This window comes from Streptomyces violaceoruber (genome assembly GCF_033406955.1).
GTDB lineage: Bacteria > Actinomycetota > Actinomycetes > Streptomycetales > Streptomycetaceae > Streptomyces > Streptomyces violaceoruber.
The window spans coordinates 7,558,309-7,581,262 of record NZ_CP137734.1; the positions used below are offsets into that span (position 1 = coordinate 7,558,309).

The 22,954-nt window shown below is 70.9% G+C and carries 22 protein-coding genes; all 22 read right to left on the reverse strand.

The annotated features are described in order from the left end of the window. Positions 1–17: 17 nt before the first annotated feature. The 22 genes from R2E43_RS33950 to R2E43_RS34055 all read right to left on the reverse strand — a co-directional run bounded on the left by R2E43_RS33950 (position 18) and on the right by R2E43_RS34055 (position 22,890). Positions 18–500: an NUDIX domain-containing protein gene (locus R2E43_RS33950; RefSeq protein ID WP_264335108.1), complete on the reverse strand. Its 483-nt coding sequence runs from the start codon at positions 498–500 to the stop codon at positions 18–20. Between the two features lie 24 nt (positions 501–524). After that, positions 525–962 (reverse strand): ASCH domain-containing protein, encoded by a 438-nt coding sequence (locus R2E43_RS33955; RefSeq protein ID WP_264335109.1) that lies wholly within the window; start codon positions 960–962, stop codon positions 525–527. Positions 963–1,030: 68 nt separating this feature from the next. Beyond that, the gene (locus tag R2E43_RS33960) at positions 1,031–2,266 is read right to left on the reverse strand and encodes a M15 family metallopeptidase (RefSeq protein WP_332056909.1); all 1,236 of its coding nucleotides are present in this window, start codon (positions 2,264–2,266) and stop codon (positions 1,031–1,033) included. A gap of 17 nt (positions 2,267–2,283) precedes the next feature. Continuing rightward, positions 2,284–3,762 carry an NUDIX domain-containing protein gene (locus tag R2E43_RS33965; RefSeq protein WP_264335110.1) on the reverse strand — a complete coding sequence of 493 codons (1,479 nt, stop codon included), beginning with the start codon at positions 3,760–3,762 and terminating at the stop codon, positions 2,284–2,286. 94 nt (positions 3,763–3,856) lie between these two features. Then, complete coding sequence (locus tag R2E43_RS33970) at positions 3,857–5,797, reverse strand: ATP-binding cassette domain-containing protein (RefSeq protein WP_264335111.1); 1,941 nt, start codon at positions 5,795–5,797, stop codon at positions 3,857–3,859. Positions 5,798–6,031: 234 nt separating this feature from the next. Then, positions 6,032–7,144, reverse strand: coding sequence for a hypothetical protein (locus R2E43_RS33975; protein WP_332056910.1), 1,113 nt, complete (start codon positions 7,142–7,144; stop codon positions 6,032–6,034). Positions 7,145–7,148: 4 nt separating this feature from the next. Beyond that, on the reverse strand, positions 7,149–9,194 hold the full coding sequence (gene fxlM / locus R2E43_RS33980; protein WP_332056911.1) for a methyltransferase, FxLD system: 2,046 nt from the start codon (positions 9,192–9,194) through the stop codon (positions 7,149–7,151). 36 nt (positions 9,195–9,230) lie between these two features. Continuing rightward, positions 9,231–10,301: a lanthionine synthetase C family protein gene (locus tag R2E43_RS33985; RefSeq protein WP_264335114.1), complete on the reverse strand. Its 1,071-nt coding sequence runs from the start codon at positions 10,299–10,301 to the stop codon at positions 9,231–9,233. Next, positions 10,298–12,337: a lantibiotic dehydratase family protein gene (locus R2E43_RS33990; protein ID WP_264335115.1), complete on the reverse strand. Its 2,040-nt coding sequence runs from the start codon at positions 12,335–12,337 to the stop codon at positions 10,298–10,300. Before R2E43_RS33990 ends, R2E43_RS33985 begins: the two co-directional genes overlap by 4 nt. A 97-nt stretch (positions 12,338–12,434) precedes the next feature. Beyond that, the gene (locus R2E43_RS33995; RefSeq protein WP_264335116.1) at positions 12,435–12,620 is read right to left on the reverse strand and encodes an FxLD family lanthipeptide; all 186 of its coding nucleotides are present in this window, start codon (positions 12,618–12,620) and stop codon (positions 12,435–12,437) included. Positions 12,621–12,747: 127 nt separating this feature from the next. Then, entirely contained in the window at positions 12,748–13,215 is a 468-nt protein-coding gene (locus R2E43_RS34000) for a DUF6082 family protein (RefSeq protein WP_264335117.1), read from the reverse strand. A 74-nt stretch (positions 13,216–13,289) separates the two neighbouring features. Continuing rightward, positions 13,290–13,865 (reverse strand): DUF6624 domain-containing protein, encoded by a 576-nt coding sequence (locus R2E43_RS34005; protein WP_264335118.1) that lies wholly within the window; start codon positions 13,863–13,865, stop codon positions 13,290–13,292. Beyond that, positions 13,862–14,335 (reverse strand): hypothetical protein, encoded by a 474-nt coding sequence (locus R2E43_RS34010; RefSeq protein ID WP_264335119.1) that lies wholly within the window; start codon positions 14,333–14,335, stop codon positions 13,862–13,864. The genes R2E43_RS34005 and R2E43_RS34010 overlap by 4 nt, the downstream gene beginning before the upstream one ends. 173 nt (positions 14,336–14,508) lie before the next feature. Further along, positions 14,509–14,982 (reverse strand): LuxR C-terminal-related transcriptional regulator, encoded by a 474-nt coding sequence (locus R2E43_RS34015; protein ID WP_264335120.1) that lies wholly within the window; start codon positions 14,980–14,982, stop codon positions 14,509–14,511. 137 nt (positions 14,983–15,119) lie between these two features. Further along, positions 15,120–16,373 carry an acyl-CoA dehydrogenase family protein gene (locus R2E43_RS34020; protein ID WP_332056912.1) on the reverse strand — a complete coding sequence of 418 codons (1,254 nt, stop codon included), beginning with the start codon at positions 16,371–16,373 and terminating at the stop codon, positions 15,120–15,122. An 84-nt stretch (positions 16,374–16,457) separates the two neighbouring features. Beyond that, positions 16,458–17,099, reverse strand: coding sequence for a GAF domain-containing protein (locus R2E43_RS34025; protein WP_264335122.1), 642 nt, complete (start codon positions 17,097–17,099; stop codon positions 16,458–16,460). Then, positions 17,099–17,689: a GTP-binding protein gene (locus R2E43_RS34030; protein WP_264335123.1), complete on the reverse strand. Its 591-nt coding sequence runs from the start codon at positions 17,687–17,689 to the stop codon at positions 17,099–17,101. The genes R2E43_RS34025 and R2E43_RS34030 overlap by 1 nt, the downstream gene beginning before the upstream one ends. A 52-nt stretch (positions 17,690–17,741) precedes the next feature. Beyond that, positions 17,742–18,149 carry a DUF742 domain-containing protein gene (locus R2E43_RS34035; RefSeq protein WP_264335124.1) on the reverse strand — a complete coding sequence of 136 codons (408 nt, stop codon included), beginning with the start codon at positions 18,147–18,149 and terminating at the stop codon, positions 17,742–17,744. After that, complete coding sequence (locus tag R2E43_RS34040) at positions 18,146–18,661, reverse strand: roadblock/LC7 domain-containing protein (protein WP_264335125.1); 516 nt, start codon at positions 18,659–18,661, stop codon at positions 18,146–18,148. Before R2E43_RS34040 ends, R2E43_RS34035 begins: the two co-directional genes overlap by 4 nt. 66 nt (positions 18,662–18,727) lie before the next feature. Beyond that, positions 18,728–20,245: a sensor histidine kinase gene (locus tag R2E43_RS34045; protein ID WP_264335126.1), complete on the reverse strand. Its 1,518-nt coding sequence runs from the start codon at positions 20,243–20,245 to the stop codon at positions 18,728–18,730. Positions 20,246–20,272: 27 nt separating this feature from the next. After that, positions 20,273–22,174: a glycoside hydrolase family 15 protein gene (locus R2E43_RS34050; protein WP_264335127.1), complete on the reverse strand. Its 1,902-nt coding sequence runs from the start codon at positions 22,172–22,174 to the stop codon at positions 20,273–20,275. A 221-nt stretch (positions 22,175–22,395) separates the two neighbouring features. After that, complete coding sequence (locus R2E43_RS34055) at positions 22,396–22,890, reverse strand: DUF6415 family natural product biosynthesis protein (RefSeq protein WP_264335128.1); 495 nt, start codon at positions 22,888–22,890, stop codon at positions 22,396–22,398. Positions 22,891–22,954 lie beyond the last annotated feature (64 nt).

A 22,954-nucleotide genomic window follows, 5' to 3' on the forward strand; every position in this document is an offset into this window, starting at 1 on the left:
GGCGGGTGTTCTGGGGGTCAGGTGTGTGTGATCAGGTAGGCGGGACCTTCGCCGCGTCGGGCTCGTTCGATGGCGTCGAGGCGCGTGGCTTTATTCACGGGTTGTGAAGCCCGTTGTTCACGGGTTTGGGAGGCGCGCGGGGCCATCAGCTCCTGCCAGGTCGCGAGGTCGTGGACGGCCCACAGGTCGTGTTCCGCGGGGTCGAGGCGGATCCGGTCGAGCTGGGCGGCGGTCAGCCGGCCTCCGTCGAAGATGAGCCCCACCTTGTTCAGCGGCTGGCGTGGTCCGGCGTGGAGGAAGTGCGTCAGGAGCAGGGGCGGCGTGTTGAGGGTGAGTTCCAGGCCGGTCTCCTCGACCGTCTCCCGCCGGGCGGTCTGCAGCGGGTCCTCGCCCGGGGCATCCAGATTGCCGCCGGGGAACTGCCAGAGTCTTGAGCCGTAGACCGAACGGAGCTGGACCGGACGGTCGTGTTCGTCACGGATGTACAGGCAGCCGTACACCGTGTGGTGAGGGACGGTCCGCGCTTACTCCTCGGCTGTCATCGGGATAGGGCGGCCGGGCCGGGCCGGGCGGTGGTCGAAGGCGAGGGCGAGAACGCCGAGGGCTTCCTTGTCCGGCGGGTAGATGCCGCGGAGGTTGGCGAGCAGCTCGCCGGGCGACCCGTCCGGGTTGATGCGTGCGGTGTCCTCCGAGCGGAGCAGGTCGTCGAAGGAGGGGTACGGGGTGATCCGCTGCGCGATGACGTCGAGTTCCCGCCCGGGGTCCCGGTCGTGAAAGACGAGCGTGTCGCCCACGGCGACGGCGCGCCTGCCCGGGGTGGCCACCCTCACTTCGATCGTTTTGCGCCCTGCTTCCACCTGCCGGTAGTACCGCCCGAGAAGGTGCATGTGATGCTCGGGCGTTTCGTCTCCGGCCGCCGGGCTCGGGATGGCTGGGATGGCTTGCTGGGTGTCGTCAGGCATACGTGCCTCCGTTCGATGCTTTCCGGCCGGTCGGTCGTGGGCGCGACGTGGACGAGCCCATTGGCGAGCTACGGCAGTTCGACCGGTCCGTAACGCGCGTGCGGCTGGCGCCGCATCAGGGCGTCGTACCGGTCTGCTGCCGAGAAGTGCCAGAACTCGGTCCCGTAGTTCGTGAATCCCGCGCCTTCCATGGCGTTGAGCAGCAGGGTGCGGTGGTGGCGCGCGTGGTCGCTGAGGTTCGGGGCGTGTGTGAAGCAGGTCCCGTCGCTCTCCTCGGGGGAGGCGTTGACGCGGGTGCCGAGGTCGAGCTCGTGGCCGTCCTGGCAGACGAGGGTCACGTCCACGGCCGCGCCCGCGGAGTGAGGCGCGATCTCTGGCGGTGACACGTACCGGCTGGCGGCCCGGTGCAGCTGCTCAGGTGTCCAGTCAGGGTGGGCGGCGGCCAGCTCGTCGCGGTACTCGGTGAAGTAGCGTTGCTGGAGGGCCAGCGGCCGGTAGCCCTCGATGAATAGAAGGTCGGTGCCGGCGGGCAGGAGCGAGCGGGCGTGCTTCAACCGGGCCAGGACGCCGTCACGGACGTGGGCGAACGCACCTAGAGGGTCTTGCTTGCGGGGGTCGACACGGACGTTGTGGTCGCGTACGTCGACGAGTGGCTCTCCGCATTCGCGCACGGGGATCGCCGCGACCTGCGGATCGGAGATCAGCACCGGAGGAATCATCGAGTCTTCCTGTGACGGATTGCGCTGAGGTGGCGAGGCGGGGGCGGCAGCGGTCAGATCGGTCTCGCGTACGATCCGGGCGATGGTGTCCTGCAGCGTGCTGTCGGCCGGGATCACGGTTTCCAGACCGCCGGGCAGCAGGTCCAGCTCGCGGTACCAGGAGGTGAGGTGGGCGTCGGTGACGTGCGCCAGGTAGGCGGCATCAGCCTTTGAGGCGTGCCGTATCAGCGTCGCTTCCAGCGGGACGTCCAGGTAGTAGCACCTGGACACGCCGCGGTGGTCCCGTACCAGAGACGTGATCATGTGGCCGTAGCGGTCGGCGTACAGGATCCCTTCGAGGACGACGTGGAAGCCGGCGTCGAGGGCTGTGCGGGCGATCGTGCTCAGCAGGGCGATGTTGGCGCCTCGCGCGGTGTCGTGTTCCCTGAGTACGTTCCGGCGGATCACGTCCTGGCCCACGATCGCGATACCGCGGCCGTAGTGATCTCGCAGGCCATGGGCCACGCTCGACTTGCCGGACGCCGAGTTGCCGCGGATTACTACGAGGCGGGTGTCTGGACGCCCGGTCGCTGTCGCAGTGGGCACGCGACTGGCTGCGCTGGTCATGCGGGCCAGCCCGTCTCGCTGTACAGCTCGTCGTTCTGGATCTTCTCGATGGCCAGTCGGGTGTAGGGGACGAGGTCGTCGGGAAGGGCGGCGGGATCCCAGAATTTCCACTGGGTGCACTTGTCCGGCTCGCGCAGCACCGGCTCGCCGCTCCAGGTACGGGCGCGGAAGAACAGGCCCATGCGGGGCGGGTTCCTGGGCTGACCGATGTGGTGGACGACGTGGACGAGTTCGACGTCCTGGCGCTCGATGTGCAACCCGGCTTCCTCCCTCGCCTCCCTGATCAGGCAGTCGATGGCGTTCTCCTGCTCGCAGTGGCCGGCCAGGACGTGCCAGGTGGACGGCGCGAACGCGGAGTCGGGGTGGCGCAGCCCGAGCAGCACCGTCCCGTCCGGGCGTTCCAGGTAGAGGTGGACGCCGATGATGTTGGGGACCGTGCCGTGCGGTGGCGCCAGACGCTGTTCCTCGGGCTCGGCCTCGGGTCCGCTCCGCATCGGCGGGTGGCCGGCGGCGTGGCGCCGTACGAGGTCGCTGGTCGTGTCCGCGATGCGCAGGCGGTGGAGGTCGTCGGGGGCGAACCAGGCGAGCATTACTCCTTCGGTCAGGTGGAGTTCGCGCGGGTCGCCGTTCCAGCGGCCGGCGTAGATGGCGATGGGTACGGTCGTGCCGTCGTCGTGGGAGGCGTACTCGGTGCCGAACGGGGACAGGCTGGCGATCTCGAGGCCGGCTTCCTCGGCCAGTTCGCGCCGCACGGTGTGTTCCAGGGTGGCGTCCTGGGGCTCTCGGCCGCCCCCGAGCAGGGACCACATGCCCGGCTCCCAGATCTGTCCGGGGAAGTAGTCGCGGAGATGGAGCAGGTACTCGCCGCGGTCGTTGTAGATCAGGGCGGAGGCGTTGGCCGTCTCGGGTTCGACCTGGAGCGGCAGTTTGAGCAGCTTCTCGCGCAGTGTCGGGGAAGTTACCCGGTCCACGGGACGCCACTCGATGCCGCCGACCTCCTCTTCCTGCAGCACGACCGACACCTCGGTCGTCCGCAGGCGGAAGAGGAACCGGAGGTCGAAGTGCTGGTGTGCGGGCTCGCCCTTGCCCGGATGGGCGTCGATGTCGTGGATGTCGATGTCCAGCGGCACGGTCTCGTAGCCCGGCCACGGCGTGACGGCCCGAGCCGGGATCCCGGTCTCCTCGTGCAGTTCGCGGATGGCCGCCGCTGCCAGGGAGTCGTCGGTGGGCTCAGTGTGTCCGCCGGGGACGAGGACCTTCCCGCTAGCCAGGTGCAGCACGTGCAGGATGCGGCCGAGCTGGTCGACGACGATCGCGCCGCAGGTGACGTGCCCGGTGAAGGTCGAGCGGCTGGCGATGTCCTCGCCAGGCCGGTCGAGGGCATCCAGGAGGACGCTGAGCTGCTCGCGCTCGTGAGGGTGACGGGCGAGGTAGGTATCGACGGTGGTGCGGATGTGGTGGTGCGACAACGACATGGGGACTACCTCGCAGGGACGTGGGGCGGAGGGAGCATCGGGAACGGGCTGGTGTCTCTGTCCGGCGGACCGGTGGCCCGGCCCGGCCCGGCGATCAGGGGGCGTCGCCGCTCATCCGGCGCTGCAGCTCCCACAGGGACCGGAACAGCCCTGGCTGCTGTGTGAGCTGGGCGTAGGTGCCCTCCTGGACGATCTGCCCTTGGTCCAGGACTACGATCCGGTCGGCGACGGCCACGTTGGTGAGGCGGTGCGTGATCAGCAGGATGGCGCGGTCCTTGGCCAGTTCGCGTAGGCCGGCGAAGATCCGGTGCTCGGCGCGGGCGTCGAGGGCGGCCGTGGGTTCGTCCATCACCAGCAGCGCTGCCCGCCGATGGAACGCGCGGGTGAGGACCAGGCGCTGCCACTGCCCGCCGGAGAGCTGCTGTCCTCCGAACCACTCGCTGGTCAGGAGGGTGTTGAGGCCCGAGCGGAGATGGGGAAGCATCTCCGCGGCGCCGGACGCCTCGCACGCGGCGAGCAGGGCGGCGTCGCTGGTGTCGCCCTGCCTGAAGGTGATGTTGTCGCGCATCGTCAGCGGCAGGTAGGTGAACTTCTGCGGCACCAGCGCGACGTGCTCCCACGCCCCCCACGGGTCCAGGTCCGCAGTGGAGGCGTGGTCCCAGGCCACGTCGCCCTCGGTGGGCAGCAGCAACCCGCACAGCAGACGTGAGAGGGTCGTCTTCCCGGAGCCGTTCTCACCGACCAGCGCCACGATCTCGCCACGCTTCACATGGAGGGAGACGTTGCTCAGGCTGTCCTTGGGGGCGCCGTCATAGCGGTAGGTGACGTCACGGACCTCGAAGCGCTCCGGGGCCGCGGGGAGCGACGCGGTCCCGCGTGAGTCGGTCATGGCCTGGCCGTGAGCGTTGTCGAGGAAGTTCTGCCAGTCCTGCACGTACCAGCCGGTGCGTACCAGGCGGGCCCCGCCGTTGATGATGCCGCGCACTGAGCCGGTGGCGGTCTGAAGGGCGAAGACGGCGCCGCCGCCGGCCGCCAGGCTCATCCGCCCGGAGGCCAGGAGCCACAACAGCGCCGCCCACACCGCGGCCGAGGCGATCCCGCCGGCCACGGCTCCGGCCAGCCCCATCCACGCACCGGTGTTCGCGGCCTTGCGCTCGGCGGCGTTGACCGAGGCGGCCAGCCGCCGGTACCGCCCGATCAGGAAGGGGCCGGCGAGGCAGGCACGCATCTCCTCACTGGACTCCTGATAGGCCATGTGCCAGCGGAGTTTGCTCAGCATCCGGCGCCGCCCGGAGGTCTCCAGCCCGGCGAGGTAGAGCACCCGTGCGGAGCGCACGTACGCGGCGGCCTGCGGCAGGCACGCGAGGAAGAGCAGGGGGAGGAGCAGGGGATGCAGGACGGTCAGGACGGTGGCGCCGGCCGCCAGCGTGGCGGTGGCCGCCAGCACGTCCTGCGCTTCTTCGACGAGGTCGGGAGTGACCTGGGCGCCGCGGTCGGCGATGTCGTAGGCGTCGTTGTAGCCGGGCTTGTTGTTGGCGGCCAGTTCCGCGCCGAGCGCGGCCTCGATCATCGTCAGCTCCGCCGCCCGGCCGAGCACCGGACGCAGACGCCCGGTGAGCCAGACGACGGCGATGCCCATCAGCGCGCGCAGGCCGGCGGCGGCGGCGATCACGGCGAGCTGCGGGGCGGCGTCCCACAGCCGCTCGGTGATGTCGCCCGAGGAGACCAGCGCGGTGATCGTGCCCGTGACGGCCAGGAGGCCGAGGGCCGCGAGGACACCCGTCCCGATCTGGCACATCAACAGGCCGACGGTCGCGCCGCGGTCCACGCGCCAGGCCATCCGCACCGAGCGCCGCACCAGCGAGGGCAGGCGCCGCGCCATGGTGCGGGAGGTCAACAGGGACCCGGCCCGGAGCCTCGACTCGTCGCGGTAGAGGTATTCCTCTGCTCGAACACCGGCGTCCTGATGTTCGCCGTCCGGCGCGGTCCCCTTGGGTGGTTGTGGCGGCTGGTCCTGTGTAATGGCCGAGGTCATCGTTCCCCCTGGGACGGTCGCTGCGGCAAGGTCGTGAGGTCTAACGACGCGGTTGCGATATCGAACACACGTCATTCGGTCGTGCTGGAAAGCCCGTGATTCCCTGCGTCCGTGGAACCTGCAGGCGTCCTGTCCCTGGTCTGGCTTGGAGCGGCTGCGGGCAGGAAATGGCCGAAACGCCGACACCGCCACACCACGTGGGCAGTACGCCTCGGCAGAGAAGGTCACCCCCTCCTAACCGGTATGGGAATCGGCCTGCAGCAGCTTTTCCAGCTCCCTCTCGGCGTGGCCGACCGCGGCCGTCAGGGCCTCGTGGTCGTGGGCGGACAGAGCGCCGGCTCCCAGTCCGGCCGCGGCGATCACCGCGGTCAGCGCTCCGGTCGCCTGCTCGGCCAGGGCTGACGCGGCGACGGGGTGGTGCAGAGTCTCTCGTGCGGCGTAGGCGTCGAGTCGGGCGACGCTGACGAGGGAGTCGAGTATCCGGGCATGATGGCGGCCGGCGCGGTCCACTTCCAGGGCCGACAGGCCCGTTCGGGCCTGGAAGACGGCGGTCGGCGGATCGGGATGGGCAAGGAGCTGGACGGCTTCCTCCACTGTGCGGTCGAGATCGTCTCCGGGGACGGGGGCCTCGGCGGGCCAGCAGTGCGCGTGCAGGAGGAGCGCGACGGCTTTTTCCCAGGGCTCGGTGGGCTGAGTGGTGTCGATCAAGTCGCGGGCCTGCTGGTCCAGCCCCTGCTCCATCAGGGCCATGATCTTGATCTGGCGACCATCGAGGAGGCGGTTGCCGATGCCGCGGTGCCGGGCCATGGCGTCGGCGGCCTCGGTCCACCGCCCGATCTGGGCGAGGGCGCGGGCCCCATCCACGAGCAGCGTGACGTACAGCTCCTGGCATACCGTGCGGTGGTCCTCGTCTGTGCCGGTCAGGGTCGAGAGGTCGACGGTGCGGCCGTCGATGTCGGTCTTGTTGCGGTGTCGGGCTGCGTCGTTGAGGCAGTGCAACAAGCTGTAGGCGAGTTCGCCGTGGCCGGCGCGGGTCTGCAGCCGGGCGAGGTTGACCAGTGGCATCAGTGACATGACGGCGACCCGTCCGCTGAGGCGTCCGGCGTTGGCGAAGACCTGGTGCTGGCGCCAGCACAGATCCTCGGCCAGGTCGAGCAGGCCGACGTCGGAGGCGATGAGAGCCGCGTAGTTGAGGACCCCGCAGGCGCGGGCCACCAGGTCGTGGTGGCCCGCACCTGCGGGCGCGACGGTCAGCCCGGTGAGGTGGTTGATGCGCTCCTCCAGGGGGAGCGCGGGCGCCTTGGTGCGGCGGACCAGGGGGATGCGGCTGGCTATCGCGGGGATCATCGGCTCAGCCCTTGCGCGCCCAGTCGACGACCAGTCGGCTGTATGGCTTGTCGACGACGAAGCGCGGGTCGTTGGTCGTCAGCCGTTCGCGCGAGTCGGCGACGGCCATCCGGAAGCCCGGCTCGGGGGCGTCGTTGCCGCCGGTCGCGTCCCAGGCGCGGATCTCGCTCACCACGCGCTCGGCGAGGTCGGCGCCGCCCTCGCCGTGGCCGATCACGCCGACCTCCCAGTACCGGCCCTTGTCGTCCTCGCCTTCGCGGATGGTCAGGTACGCGAGCGACCCGGCGTCGAGGGCGGCCATGGAGCCCCACCCGAAGTGCGGGGTGAATCCGGGGCGCTGGCCCGGCAGGCGGGACAGTCCGTTGGGGAGCACGCAGGCCAGGTACAGGTACAGCCACTCCCAGGCGGAGCCCTGGCGGAACTTCACCCCGGTGTAAATCTTGGTCTGCTGCTGGTCCAGGACGGTGCGCAGGGCGTCGCGGTCGACGTCCTGCTCGCTGAACGTCTCCAGGCGCACGTTGCCCTCGCCGGCCATCGGCACCAGCGTGTACACGTCGTCGCAGACGCCCTTGCGCAGCGGGATGAAGGTGGCCATCTCGCAGGAGACGGTCTTCCACGTCTCTCCGTCGCGTTCGAAGGCGAAGGAGCGGGAGATGCTCCCGCGGATGCGCATCGGCAGGACCAGGCGCCCGCCGGGGGCGAGCTGGTCGAGGATCTTCACGGGGACGTCGCCCGCGCCGACGGTGAAGATGATCCGGTCGAAGGGAGCGTGCTCGGGCAGCCCGGCTGCGCCGTCGGCCATCACCGCGGTGGCGTTGTCGACGCCGGCCTCGGCGAGGTGGCGGCTCGCGCCGGCGACGAGGTCCTGGTCGACGTCGAGGGTCCACACCTGCCCGCCGGGGGAGACGATTTTGCCGAGCAGGGCTGCGTTGTAGCCGGTGGCGGCTCCGGCTTCCAGGACCTTGTGGCCGGGCTGGGCGCCGAGCTGTTCGAGCTGGGTGGCGACGATGGACGGCGCGGAGATGCAGGAGATCATCTCCCCGTGCTCGTCGTGCTTGATCGAGACCGCGTCCTCCTTATACGCGCTCTCCAGGTCGACGCCGGGCAGGAAGGCGTGCCGGTCGGTGGTGCGGAAGGCGTCGATGGCGGCCTTGCTGTGCAGGTGGCCGCTGTCGACGAGCCGCTGGGCGAGGGCTTCGCGCAGCTGGTGGGGGTCGGTGGCGGGTGTCACGGTGGTCTCCATTCGGGGGAGGCTAGGGTCCGCGGAGGCGGACTTGCGGGTAGACACGTCGGCTCCTTCTTGAGTGGAGAAGGCGACGTGACGGCCGAGCCACGCGGTGGCGGCCTGCGCGTCGGCAGGCACGCCCGCACGGTTGAACGCGAAAATCGCGTGATGGGCGAGGACGCCCCGGATTCCGCGTATCAGGCGGCCGTCGGCGGCGAGCCGGCGCAGCCGACGGCCGGCGTCCTCGAACGCGGCGACGCGCTCGACCCAGCCGGCTTCCGCGTCGGGGCGCAGAGCGGCATCCGCATTCATCAGCCGCCGCATGGCGGAGACGGCCTGCTCCAGCGCGGGGCCTTGGGGCGGGGTGACGGGAGGCCGCAGGGCAGCCCATTGGGCGTAGACGTCTCCGGCTTCGAACGGGTCCAGCCCGGTCGCGCGGATCATGGCTGACAGCAGCAGCACGCTGCGCTCGCGGGCGCCGGGGACGCCGGTCTCGGCGAGCGCGGCCGGGCTGTCGGCGCAGAACACCTCGTGCGCGACCGCCATACCCTCCAGGCCGCCGAAGGCATATGTCTCCGGCTCGTAGATCCCGCCCGTCCACCCGGTGATGACGCGGTCGGCGACGAGCTGGTCCAGCAGGCCGGTGGCGGGCTGTTCGGTGCGCAGGCGCACGCCGGCGTCCTTGCGCAGGAAGTGAAAGCGGCGTTTGGCCAGCGCGGACGCCAGGGCCCGAGCAGCGTCCACCCGCGGATCGGCGAAGGCCACGGATGCGTGCCACCAGGACGTGGCCGGGGGGATCGGCAGGTTCTCGTCGACGAAGGCCATGGGAGGCAACTCCTTGCACGTCGGCAGGTTCGGGGATCAGGTGAGCAGGAGGGCGCGGCTCCAGCCGACGGCATCGGGGGCCTGCAGGGCGAGTTGGGCTCCGGCGCGACCTTCCATGAAGCCGAGCTTGGGCAGGCGCTCCCAACTGGTGGCCAGCCGTCGGTGCAGGTCCTGGATGATCGGGCTGAAGCGGTCAGGTGCGGGGCTGTCGGCGGCGACCGCGCGGGTGAGCGTCAGCAACCCAGCCCAGCCGTGGCAGAGCGTGGAGTCGGTGATGCGGGCGAGGTGCAGCGGGTCGGTCAGGGTGGTCTCGATGGTGTCCTCGGCCGCCCGGCGACGGGCGGGGTCGCCGAGGGCGAGCGCAGCGAGCTGTTGGGCGCGGGCGATGCCGGGCTGGCCGTAGCACCAGGACTGGCGGGTCGGCTCAGGCGCGGGCGGCTGGTCGGCGTCCAGGTGGGCTGCGGTGGACCAGTAGTGGGCGCCGTGCCGGTCGAGCCAGGTCGCGAAGGTGTCGACGGCTTCCTCCTGACCAGGGACGCTGATGCCGTCGCGCAGTGCGAGAGAGAGCAGGGCAAGGGGCCCGGCGATGCCGTGAGCCATGCCGTTATTGCCGTGCCCGCCGGCCATCTCCTCCCCGACGGGGCCGATCGGCGACCACCACCCGGGCACTGGCCGGCCGTCACCATGGGCGGGCTGGGCGAGCGCGACGAGGCAGGTGAGCACGTCGGGCAGCCGGGGCGCGGGCGGTTGTCGGGAGAGCAGGAGGGCGGCGAGTCCGGTCAGGCCGCGGATGAGGTCCCATTCGGCGAGGTGGGGCAGCGCGCCGGCCGCCTGGCGGCGGTGGGCGGCGGCGAGCCGGGCGTCCACGACGCGGTCGACGGCCGCGCGGACGTTGTCGTCGGCTCCGTGGGCGCGGGCCAGGACGAACTCCAGGGCGGGTGCGCCGTGGAAGAGGCTGGCGTTGCTGCCGGTGCTGACCCCGCGTGCGGTGGCCTGGGTGAGGTGGCGGCGTGCGGTGGACAGGTCGCGGCGCTCGATGTCGAGCAGGGCCATCCCCAGGGCGCCCTCGGAGAGGTCCTGCGTGCGAGGCACGGTCGTCGTGGTCATGAGCGCCTGGCCAGGGGGACGACGATGCTGTGGGCCCGGCCGCCGATCCACCCGTCGGCGTCCGGCGGGGGCGCGTCGTACAGGGTGGCGATGCCGAAGGGGCTGGCGTCCAGGTGCGCGCGCAGAAGGTCCAGGTCGATGTCGCGGGCGAGGTCGAGGGGCAACTGCTGGTCGTCCTCGGCGAGCAGGACCCGCTCCGGCACCCGGAACCGGGCACGCCAGGCGTGGAGTTGGTCCGCCCACTGCTGGAGGGGCGCGGTGCGGTCGGGCAGCGTGCGGCTGCGGATCTTCCAGCGGGCGGTGGTGAGGATGGTGCGCCGGTAGGTGAGCGCGGGGGTGAAAGGCAGGGTCCAGGCGGCACCCCAGTCGAACCAGGTCACCTGCGGGGAGGCGGCCCGGCTGAATTCGCCGAGGAAGCGGGCCATCGGCGGGGTGTAGTTGTTCCACAGGAAGTTGATGGCGGTGGGGGCCAGCAACTCCAGCGTCTTGCCCGTCGCGGATTCCACCAGCTGGGGGCGGCCGTCGGCGACGGTGACCGCAAGGTCGCGGGGGAAGAGGACGTGCGGGGCGGGGCGGCGAAATTCGCCGATGCTCACGATCCGGAGCAGGGCCTGGGGCGCGCGGGTGAGCAGATCGGCCGCCACCCGCCCGGCATGGAAGGAGAGCTGCACGAGTTCCGCCTCCGGATCGACGGTCGGCAGGGACGCGTACGCCGTCTCGGTGCCGGGGAACAGGTGCCAGAACCGGCCGGTCATCGATCCGGCCGAGCGGGAGACGGTCAGAACGCGCAACCGGAAGTCACCCCGGTCCAGGGCAGGGCCGGAGGCGGCGTGGACCTGTGCGGCCAGTTCGAGGTGGGGCGCCGCGTCCCGAGGCTTGCCGCCGGCCGCTGCCTCCAGTTCCTCGATCAGCGCCCCGGTCACCGCGACGGTGCGGCTGCCTTCGGCGGCGGCGGTGCCGGCCAGCTCCAGCAGCAGGCGGTCGCGCCGGGACATCGGCCTGGGTGGTTCACTCGCCGTGACGAACCCGACCGGGAAGCCCACGCCCCGGTCGGGGTCCGTGGCCACCTCCACCGGCACCGCGGTGTTCTCGCCGTAGCGCTCGGAGAACTGCTCGATCCACCGCCGCCAGGTCGGTGTCCCGTTCGGATGGGTGACCAGGCGGGCCAGGACGGTCGCTGCGGTCTCCGCCTCGGTCAGCACCTGCTCGGACAGCCGCACGTCGACGTCCAGCCGCAGGTCGCACGCGGCCCGCAGGCCGGCTGCCTGAGCGCGCGCCGCAGGCGGTAAGACGTCGGTGGGATCGGCGACGGTGGCGGGCGCGCGCAGCGAGGAGCGCAGCAGCCGCACCCGCAGCAGTTCACCGAGCAGCCGATCACGCGCGGTGCCGTCCACGGCGGGAAACTCCGCGGCCAGCTTCTCTGACAACTGGCGATACGCGATGGGCGATCGGGCCAGGTCGAGCACGAGACGCAGTGCGGGGCTCAGGGAGAGACGGAAGGCGGCGTCTCCCTCCGAGGGGACGTGGATGTGCCGGTCGCGCCGCTGGATCAGGGTGTTGACACAGACCTCTGTGTCGGCCATGCGTCCGGCGTCGCTCTCCCAGGTGCTGAGCATCTCGTCGAGTAAGGCCGGCTCGGGACGGGTCACGGCCTGGTGCTCGTCGCCGATGCGGACGGCCGTGGCCTGGTCGAAGGCGAGCGGGGCGACGCCGGCGAACAGGCCGTAAGGCGTGGAGCGGTGGGCGTAGCGGATCGCGTAGCGGGCGGTGGCCAGCGCCGCCCGGCGCATCCGGCGCACCTTCGGTGTACGGCCGTCGATGATGGCTTGCACCTGCTGGGCGAGGATAGGGCTTGCCTGCGACACGGTCTGGCGGAAGTCGGCATCGGACCACACCGTGCTCAGCCACTCGCGCCACTCCTCCGCAGGCGCCGTAGATGTAGGCCAGGGCGGCATGGCGGGCTCGGACGTGTGGGCCGCGGCGCGCAGCATGGTCTGCCCCGTGGCCTCGTACAGGCTGGGCCGGTGCCGTGTCATCAGGGCTGTCCTCATCTTCCGGTGTGGCGGGCGGGTTGGGCGTGGCGGGCCGGACGGGGAGAGCCCCGTCCGGCCCGCGTTGCCGGGGTGATCCGGCTTACGAGGTGGTGCAGGCGCTGGGGCAGGAGCTGCCGCAGGTGTCGCCCGTGCTGCACATCAGGACCGTCTCGGTCGCCGGCGTGCCCTCGATGAAGGTGATGTCGAGCTTGAACGGGTCGTCGTCGGCCTTCACGAGGTCCGTTTTCGCCGGACCGGTCGGCCTTTCGGCCTGGATGGCGGTCATGCATGCCTCCTAGGAGTGAGTGGTGCGGGATGCCGAGGTCCGGTCGGACCCCGGGGTCTGCTACCAGACGGCGACCAGCGGCGAAGCCGCCTGAGCGGTCGCTCGCCTGGGAGTCGGTGTGGTGCCGTCAGGTCGCAGCGGCCTGTGCCCGCGGGTGCTGCTTGGCGGCCTGGTCCAGCACCCGGGTGAAGTGCTCGCCCTGCTCATCGCCCTCGGCCTCCTCGGCGCGGAGGCCGCCGAACCGCTGCCAATAGCGTCGGCAGACGTCGTTCTCCATCAGCTTCGCGGCGTGCCACGGAAGGTGTCCGGTGCGGACGAAGCCGAGGCGGTCGCGGACGCTGAGAATGCAGATGAGCCGGTTGGCGGCGAGCAGCTGCATGTATTCCTCGACGTCCATGTCCTCGGGAGCCCAGAGCTTGGCGAGGTCGGGGTTGGTGGACATCTGGGCCAGCCAGTCGAGCTGGTTGCGGGTGAGGAACGCCTCGTTGCGCTCGGCCTGGTGCCGCGCGTTCTGCCTGAGCCGGGTGGCTCCGACCACGGCGGTGGTGAGGGACACGGCAGCACCGGCAGCGAGGACGGCGGTGGTGAGCTTCATCGGTCAACGGACCTTTCGCAGATCGGAGATGCGGCCAGTGGGCCGACTGAGGGAAAACTTGGAGCTCCGCCTGTTCACGCGGCCCCCGCGAGGACGACGGCCGGGGCTTCGTCGGCGGAGCTGTCCGGCGCGTAGCGGCGCCGCACCGCCTTGAGCGCGACGGCTAGCGGCGGCAGACCCACAGTGGCCCTGCGTGCGTCGACGGACGCAGGCGCGCGCAGCGGGCACAGCTCGATCCCATTGGCGGTCAGCAGGAGCTGGGTGCCGTACTCCTGGGCGCACCCGCCGGTAATGAGGGCGCGGTCGTGAAGGTGCGCCCAGTGCTCGACGAGCGCGTCGCCGGCCTGGACCGCACGCCCGAGCAGGATGGTGGCGGCGCGCTGGAGGGTGAGATCGTGGTCGCTGTGCAGGGCGATGCTCCAGGCGGCGCGGGCAGCAGCAGGGCCGACGAGGCGGTGGCCGGGCCACTCGTATTCGCCCAGGACGCGGCGCAGGAACTTGGTGTTGGCGTGGTCGGTGTGCCGGCCCTGCCCGAGTTGGACTGCGTCGAGCTCGTCGCGCACGCGCTTGGCTCGGCGCACGGCCGATTCCGTTGCGCGGGCGATCAGCTCGCGGGCAAGGTCGGGTCGCTGCGGTTCGTCGGTTGTCACGCGCTGCTCCGATCGTCCGCGGCCAGATGAGGTGCATGGGTCTGGCAGCTGATCAATGTGCTGAGCCTGGGGCGGTGCTCGGCGGCCAGTTCGAGGCGGGCGACGCGGTCCCCCTCCCGTCCCGGGCCGGAACCCCGCACGTCCCAGCCCATGTCCGTGAGCCGGCGCAGCAGGGCGGCGATGGGCTCGGCTTGGAGGGCGTGACGGGCCAGGATTTCGGCCCGTACGAGTGGGAGGCTCTGCCGGGCGGCGAGGTCGGAGGCCCACAGGGTGATCAGTCGGGTGATGTCGTCGGGCTGGTCGGGCAGGGTGTGGACGTGGCCTAGGCGGAGGCAGGGGCCTTCGCCCCAGCTGAGGCCGGGGTCGCGCGCGGGGACCATGCAGGCGAGCAGCTTTCCGTCCTCAAACAGACCGGCCGACCTCGTCTGCCGGTCGCGGAACAGGGCCGGAACGTCGACTTGAGCGGGCACGGGAAGACCGCGAAGGGTGAGCCAGCGCTGCCGGTCCTGCACGAGAGCAGCGGCTTCCGCGCGCTCAGCGTCCGTACGTAACGTGCGCACCGCGTATACGGCGCCCGGGTACTGTGACGCGACCGAGGTAGCAGCCGGAGGCTCTTCGTTGGCCAGGGGAGTGGGGGGCCTTCTCACTGGCTCGCTCCGCTCCGCGCTGCCGGGTCGGCGGGCAGCAGCTTCCAGCTGTGGGCAAGGATCACCAGGTGGGTGGTGTCCCGCGCGCCTGTGTCGGCGAGGAGTTGGTCGAGTGCGGCGCGCTGGTCGGCGGGGGCGAGCTTGGCGGCGACGGCGATATCGCGGGGGTCGCTGTGCTCGGCGACGGCCCGGAGCAGCAGCAGTTGATCCCGGCTGAGCGTCGGTGCCGGCCTGTCCGCCGTGGGCGAGGCCACCTGCCGGGTGGCGAACAGGCGGTGCACGATCACCGGGGGCTTGCAGCGGGGCGGGCAGTGCAGGCTCTCACGGATGTCGCGCATGTACTGGCGGACGGTCACGGCCGACAGGCTGGTCTCTGCCGCAATCTCCTTGGCCGTGAGGCCGTTGGCGAGGTGCTGGGCGACGCGCTGCAGGGTCGGCGTCAGGGGCGTGATCGGTGCGCTGGTCGTCACGGGCGGGGTCACGGTGTCTCTCTCGGCTGAGTGGATGGTCACGGGGAGGGGTGCCGCCGGTCCCCGCGGGGGACGGGGGCCGGCGGCACGGGCCCGTGCGCGGCGATGGGGAGTCACGGGGTGCCGCGCACGGGGGCTCATGCGGCGGTCGGGTCGGGTCGTGCCCAGGCGGCTTCGGCGGCGAGGCGCTCGGACCACTGGATGTGGTCCTTTGCGAAGGCGGCGTCGGCCAGGCGTATGCGCTGGACTTCGCCGGTTCCGGCCGGTGGGTAGGTGTGCTGGATGTCGCGCCACAGGCGCTGGAGGATGTACTCGCCATCGAGGGCGTTGGCGCCGTGCAGTTCCATGGCGTCCTGGGCGGACTGCATGGCCCACTGGTGGCCGAGGTATTTCGAGTTGATCAGGTCGGCGTCGCAGGGCAGGCCCTGGTCGAGGAGGTGCACGGCCTGGTAGGCGAGTATCCGGGCGGCGCGCAGGCGGGCCTCCATGTCGCCGACGCGGTCCCGCAGGACGGGCAGGTCGGACAGGGCGCCCTGGTAGCGGGGGCGGGTCTTGAGCCGGGCGGTGGTGGTGTCCACGACGGCTTCGTGGATGCCGAGGCTGACGGCGGCCAGGTTGGGGCGGCCGTAGAGGATGCTGCTGCTCTGGGCCACGGCCAGTCCCTGGCCGATCTCCCCGACCACGTAGTCCTCGGGGACGCGGACGTGATCGAGGTCGAGGCGGCCGGCGGAGAAGCCATGCAGACCGAGCCCGGCACGGTGGTCGGAGACGGAAAGTCCGGGGCGGTCGGCTTCGACCATGAACGCGGTCAGCGCCTGCGAGGTGCTCACGCCGGGCGCGGCGGTGCGGGCGACGACGAGGTGGGCCCCCGCGATGTGGCAGTTGCCGATGTGGATCTTGCTGCCGGTGATCACCCACTCGGTGCCGACGCGTTCGGCGGTGGTCTCGATGCCGCCGATGTGCCCGCCGGCGAGCGGTTCGGTCACGGCGATCGACAGCAGCAGGGAACCGTCCGCGACCCGGGGCAGCCAACGGCCCTTCTGCTCGTAGGTGGCGAAGTGCAGCAGGGCACCGACGGGGATGAGGGTGGCCTGCAGGATGGCCGCGGCAGCCGCCGAGACCCGCGCGATGCGGTGAACCAAGACGGTCTTGGCCACGTGTCCGGCGCCCAGCCCGCCGAAGGCGTCCGGCACGGTGACGGCGAACCAGCCCCGGGCGGCCATCAGCTCGGCTACCTTGCGCTCCACCCTGCCCGGAGCGGCCTCCATCCGCGCGGCGCGCGGCGCGACGTGCTCGGCCGCGAAGGCGTCCGCCTCCTCCCACAGCAGATCGTGGCGGGCGGTGAGGTAGGGACGCAGCGCCGGTGGAGGCGTGGTGGGTGTGGCGGACATGGTCTCCCTCTCCCTGGATGAAGGTCGCAACGCGGAGCGGCCGGGGATCGCCTACGGCTCCCGGGTGGGGGGTGTGGAACGGGCTTAGCGGACGAGGGCCCGGGACATGTGGTCCATCACCTGCGCGCCGGTGTTGATGGTGATGTCCCTGATCCGTCGGGCCTCGCGCAGAGGCCGCTTCTCGGGGTCGATGACGCACACCGTGCCCAGCACGGTGCCGCTTTCGTGGATCAGCGGTGCGCCGAAGTAGGAGCGGATCCCGACGGCGTCGACCACTGCGTTGCCGCTGAAGCGCGGGCTGGCGTGTACATCGTGTAGCGGGAGGGCCTTCTTGCGGGTCATGACCTCCGGGCACCAGCCGTGGTCGCGGCTCATGGTGCGGCCGACGATGACGTACCCGCTGTCCGCGGGCGGCTGGTGCAGCCCGACGAAGGTCTGCTTCTCCAAGCCCAGGTTGACGAAGCCGTACAGGAACCCGGCCTGCTCAGCCATGTCGCGGGCCAGCTCGTCGAAGTCCTCGTTGGCCACGGGGGGCACGCCCAAGCGGTTGAGCAGCTCGTAACGCTGCGCCAGTTCCAGCGTTTGCTGAGGCCGCTGGCTGGTGAGGGCGGTGCCGGGCGGGGTGAACGGGCCGCGGTTGGTGTCCCGCATGTCGCGCCGCGGCAAGGACCCTGCGGGCGGGGTGGTCTGCGGCGTGCGGTAGGGGGTGCTGGGGTGCTGTGACATCAGGCGTCCTGGAGGGGCGTAGAGGGGGCGTGACCAGTGCGATTGGTGGTGGCGGCGCTGTTCACGGCGTGGTCGACGAGGGCCAGCAGAACGCCGGCGACGTGATTCGTGTCGCGGGCGTCGCAGGTGACCACCGGTACGGCAGCGGGGAGTTCGAGAGCGGTGCGGACCTGCTCGGGGTGGTAGCGGTGCGCCCCGTCGAACTGATTGACGGCGACGACGAAGGGCAGGCCGATGTCCTCGAAGAAGCTGACGGGGGTGAAGCTGCTCTCCAAGCGGCGGGTGTCGACCAGGACGACCGCGCCGACGGCGCCGCGGGAGAGGTCGTACCAGAGGTCGACGAACCGGTCCTGGCCCGGCGTGCCGAACAGGAACAGCTCCAGAGGCATCGGCGCGTCGGGCAGGCTCAGGCGGCCGAAGTCAAAGGCGACCGTGGTGGTCTGCTTCGCCTCGATGCCCGCCAGGCTGTCGACGTCCGCGCTCGCCTCGGTGAGGTACTCCTCCGTGCTCAGCGGCGTGATCTCGCTGACGGCGCCCACGGCGGTGGTCTTTCCCGCGCCGAAACCGCCGGCGATCACGATCTTCAGCACGGTCGGCGCACCGGCCCGCGGGTACGGCGAACTCCGCGGCACGGCGGTCGGGTCATCCGGCCTGGGGATAGGCGACGGCATCAGGCCACTTCCTCTTCAGGCCGGCGGTAACGGCTGCCAGCAGTTGGGTAGACGGACCGGATCCTGCGCCGGTATCGGCATAGGACTGGGGCAGGGGGACGACGAGGGCGTCGGCGTCCAGGAGGTCTGAGACGAGCACTTTGACGGCGCTGACGGGCCGGCCAAGGCGTCCCGCCAGCTCGACCACCGACCGTCGGCGCTCCCGGCACAGGGCGAGGATTTCCTCGCACTCCTCGGCCTGCGCCGGGCCTGGCCTTCCCTGCCCGGCCTCCAGCACGGTTTCCAGAGCGAGCAGGTGCCGCGGCCTGGTACGCCCGCGCACCACGGTGTACGTCCGCACGAACGCCGACTCCTCGGCCGCGCGGCCGTACGTGGTCACCGGACCTCTCCGCCCGTGCCGACGCGGACGGGGATCACCATGTACGGGGCGAACTTCGCAACGAGCCGGCCCATCTCGAAGCCGACGGTGCCCACGTCGGCGTCCCTGGTGGCGATGACGGCGAGGATCGTGTCCACCTCACCGCGTTCGTTACCGGGGTGGTTGTCGAAGGCCGCGCTGCACCCGGCGCTCTGTACGAAGAACAGGCAGTCGTCTCGCTCGATGATGACCTGCCGGGCCGGCCTCTTCTTGTGGCTCGGGCCGGTGATGTTCGCCGCGAGGGAGGCAACGCCGCTGAAGGCGGCCGACAGTTCGTCCGCCCAGTCCTTGTCGACGTCGCTGTCCAGCAGCCGCAGTCCGTCGCGCGAGAGCAGGACGGCGTGCGTGACGCCCTGCGTCTCGGAGGCGTACTGACGCAGCAGCCAGACCATGCTGTCCCGCTGTCCGCTTGGCGTCGTCGCAGATGCAGCGTTGCCGTCGGTCACGTTGTTCATCGCGGGGTGGGTGCTCATGAGGATCGCTCCAGAAGGGGGAAGGGCCAGTGGGTGTACCGGCCACCGGGAACGCGGAAGGACGGGTCAGGGGGTGGGGTGTTCTGTCGAGGCGGGAGAAGGACTGGCGCTGCCGCCGGCCTGGAGGCCGTTGCGGAAGGCGGCTGCGAGCCCGGGCGTCGCCGCGGACACGGGGGCTTGCTCACGCTCCTGTGGTGGACGGAAAGATCCCGTCCGGCGTGTGCGTGTCGGCAGAGCGGGCGCGTCAGTCGACTGACTTGCCTCCGCGGTCGGTGACTCAGCGACGCCACGGCGTGCGGCCTGTGCTGCCTCCGGGACGGCGGGAGTCGCGGCCACCTGCTGCGGCTGCCGCCCGGAGCCGCGAGCTTCCTCGGGCGGCGGCGGGCCCGCATCCTCGACCGATGGAATTGCTACCAGGAGCCGTGCCGGTATGACGACCAGGGCGGTGGTGCCTCCCGTCGTATTCTCCTGCAGGAGGACGGTCATCCCGTGTGACTGGGCGATCTTCGCGGCGACCAGCAGGCCGAGCTGCCCGGCCCGGACTTGGCCGCTGACGTCGACCTCGTCCGGGGCTTTGAGCAGGTGGTTCATCTGTGCCCGTGTCTGCGGGTGCATGGGGATGGCGCGGTCCTCGACCTCGATGGCCAGCCCGTGTGGCACCCGCTGTGCGCGCACCATCACCCGCGTCTCTGGATCGGAGCACTCGCAGGCGTTCTCGATCAGCTCGGCCAGCAGGTGCGTCAGGTCCGGCCCCACATGGCCGGGCAACCCCAGCTCGGCGCCCACGGATCCGGCCGCGACGGCCACCCGCGGATACTGCACGACCTCGGAGACAGCGCCACGCAGGGCCGTTGTGACGGGAACGGGCCGGCGCACGCTGCGCAGGGACTGTCCGCCCAGGACCGCCGTGCTCTCGACCTGGCGGCGCATCCGCGTCACGAGGTGATCGATCTCGAAGATCTTGGCCAGCAGCTCCGGGTCGTCGGTCAGCATCTCCAACTGGCTCAGTGCCTGGAGTGCCTTGCTGACCAGGGCGTGCTCGCGCATGGCCAGGCGGCGAAGCACTTCCAGGAGGACCACGGACTGGGACTCGTCGTGCACGCGGATCAGCGACATGATGGCTTGCGCCTGGAGGGCACTCAGCGCGTTGTCGATCCCGGCGTTCGGGGTGGACGACTGCGCGGTGTGCGGGTCCGGCAAGGCTGGACGTTTTCCGCGGCACAGCTCGTCCGCCGACCACTGCACCGACTTCTCAACGGCTGCCGCTGCCCCTGTGACCGCTGTCAGCGCTGCTGCCTGGGACTCCGCCACTGCCGACTGCACGGCGCTGGCGACGGTGCGTGTTCCGTGTGCCGCCACCGCGACGACCCCCGCTAGTCCGCAGACCAGGCCGGCCAGGACCCAGCCGGGGCCTACGACGGACCCCGACCGGAGAGCGAAGGCGGCGAGCAGCAGCGCGGCTAGGAGTGCCAGGGGCAGTGCCACGGCGCGACGGGCGAGGTGCAGCGTGGTCGCGTCGACCGGGGGCCGCCGTCTGCGGTGGCCGGTAGCGGCCGGCCGTGCCGGGAAGGCGCTGTCAGGCATGGGAATCCTCGTCAGGGGGTGGGGTGGCTAGGCGTGCTGCGGCGTCAGGTCGGCGGTGGACTGGCGCGTGCTGCGGGAGGTTGAGCGGGGTGCGGGAAGCGCGAGCGCGGCGTGGCGGGGGGAGGACTGCGTCGCCATCTGCTGAAGGAGCAGGGCGCTTTGGATCAGGCCCATGTGGCTGAACGCCTGCGGGAAGTTGCCGAGCTGTCGCTGCTGGACGGGGTCGTACTCCTCCGCCAGGAGCCCGAGGTCGTTGCGCAGAGCCAGGAGGCGTTCGAACAGGGCGCGCGCCTCGTCAAGGCGGCCGGTCAGGGCGAGGCCGTCGATGAGCCAGAAGTTGCACAGGAAGAAGGCGCCCTCGTCGCCGGTCAAGCCGTCCACCCCGACGTCCTCACCGCAGGTCGGGTACCGGTACACGAGCCCGTCGTCCGTGGAGAGTTCACGACGGACCGCATCCACGGTGCCGATGACGCGCGGGTCATCGGGCGACAGGAAGCCGGTGCGGGGGATGAGCAGGGTGGCGGCGTCCAGTTCCTGCGAGCCGTAGGATTGGGTGAAGGTGTTGCGTACCGGGTCGAAGCCCTTGTCACAGACCTCCCGGTGGATCGCCGCTCGCAGCTCGACCAGCGGGGTCACGTCGATGTTGAGGGCGCCGGCTTCGGTCAGGCGGATGGTGCGGTCGACCGCCACCCAGACCATCACCTTGGAATGGACGAAGTGTCGGCGTGCGCCGCGGATCTCCCAGATGCCCTCGTCGGGCTCCCGCCAGCGTTGGACCAGGTGCTCGATGAGTCGCTGGTGCAGGACCGCGGTGTCGGCGCAGTGGGCGACTCCGCTCTGGTGCGCGAGGTACAGGGTGTCGATGACCTCGCCGTACACGTCCAGCTGCAGCTGGTCCGCAGCCCCGTTCCCGACCCGTACCGGAGCCGATCCCTCGTACCCGGGAAGCCAGGGAAGCTCCCGCTCCCGCAGGTCACGCTCCCCGGTGATCCCGTACATGATCTGCAGGTTCTCCGGGTCCCCGGCCACGGCCCGCAGGAGCCATCGCCGCCATGCCTGTGCCTCCTGCCGGTATCCGGTTCCCAACAGCGCGGCAAGCGTCGTGGCGGCGTCGCGCAGCCAGGTGAAGCGGTAGTCCCAGTTCCGGTCGCCTCCGATCTCCTCGGGCAGCGACGTGGTCGGTGCCGCGACGATCCCGCCGCTCGCCCCGTACGTCATCGCCTTCAACGTGATCAAGGAACGGACCACGGCCTCGCGGTAGGGCCCGTCGTAGGTGCACGCCTGTGTCCAGTCCTGCCAGAAGGCGAGCGTCTCAGCGAGCACGGTCTCCGGATCAAGAACGTCGGGCGCGGCGGCGTGGGACGGGCCCCAGCTGAGCACGAACGCCACGCTCTGCCCGGCCCCGATGACGAAGGCGCCGACGACCACGCCGTCCTTCTCCACCTGCGGAACGCAGGTGTCGAGCCATAGAGCGTCCGCGCCGGCCTCCGCGACCATGCGCCCACCGACCTCGTGAATCCACGGGCTGACGCTGCCGTATCCCGGCCGAGGACGCATGGCCGAGACCATCTCCACCTCGCCGGTCAGGCCCTCGACGATCCGGACCACCTGCGGGGTGCCGTCGCGCGGCGGCATGAAGTCCAGGACACGGACCGAACCCGCCGGGGTGCGCCACACCGATTCGAGGACGAGCGAATCACCGCGGTACTGGCGCTCAGCGACCTTCTCTGAGCCGCTCCGGCCTGCGGACGAGGCCGGTGCGATCTGCCAGGAGCCGTGCTCCTGCGTACCCAGGAGCCCGGCGAAGACAGCTGGCGAGTCGAAGCGGGGCAGGCACAGCCAGTCGATCGAACCGTCATCGCAGACGTGGGCGCTGGTCTGCGTGTCGCCGATCAGGCCGTACTGCTCGATGCGCGGAAGGCGTTTCATCGTGTAGATCTCCGTTGAGCCCCGCGAACGGGGTGGGCTTCAGAGCCGTCAGGGGCGGCCGGTGAACTGTCGGTGAGGCGGGGCATTGCCGAGGCGGTGACTCGATCTGCGCAGGTGAGGTCTCCTCGCCGACTTGCGGGGACTGATGGCGCGGTCACCGCGGAGAACCAGCCACGCTGTAGGACCGAGGATCAGGGCAATCAGAACCGCTCCGGTCACGGTCATGCCCGCGGTACGGAGGCAGCTAGGACGAGGCAGGCGAGTGCAAGGGCGAAGACCGCGCCACGCAGGATGTTGATTCGAGGCGTCCACCGACGCCGTCCTTGCTGCTGCTTCGCACGGCCGCTGCCGCAGGTCTCCACTGTTGCGGCGAGCTCCTGGGTCGCCTTGGCGAGTTGGACCAGGTACACCCTGCTGGGCACATAGCCGTCGGGGGCCCCCGCCGAGCCGAGTTGCTGGGCGTGGCGCAGAACCGGTGTCTCCTTCGGCACCATGACGCCGAGTCGGTTGATGTGACCCCGCAGACGCCTTGCGAGGTCTTCCACGTCAGCAGCGGTCTCCGGCAGCGGTGATTCCTCGTCCAGCACGAGCGCCACCGTCTCCGCCGTGGCCACCGCTTGATCGGTCGCCCGGACCGGCTCGTCGGTGACGCGAACCTTCCTGCTGGGCGCGACGCGCTGACCGTCCGCCTGCCGTGGAGCCAGCGAAAGACGCATGTCACAACTCCTGTTTGCATCAAGCCAAGTTGACTGAGGTTCACCGTGCGGCGGCGTCGGTTGT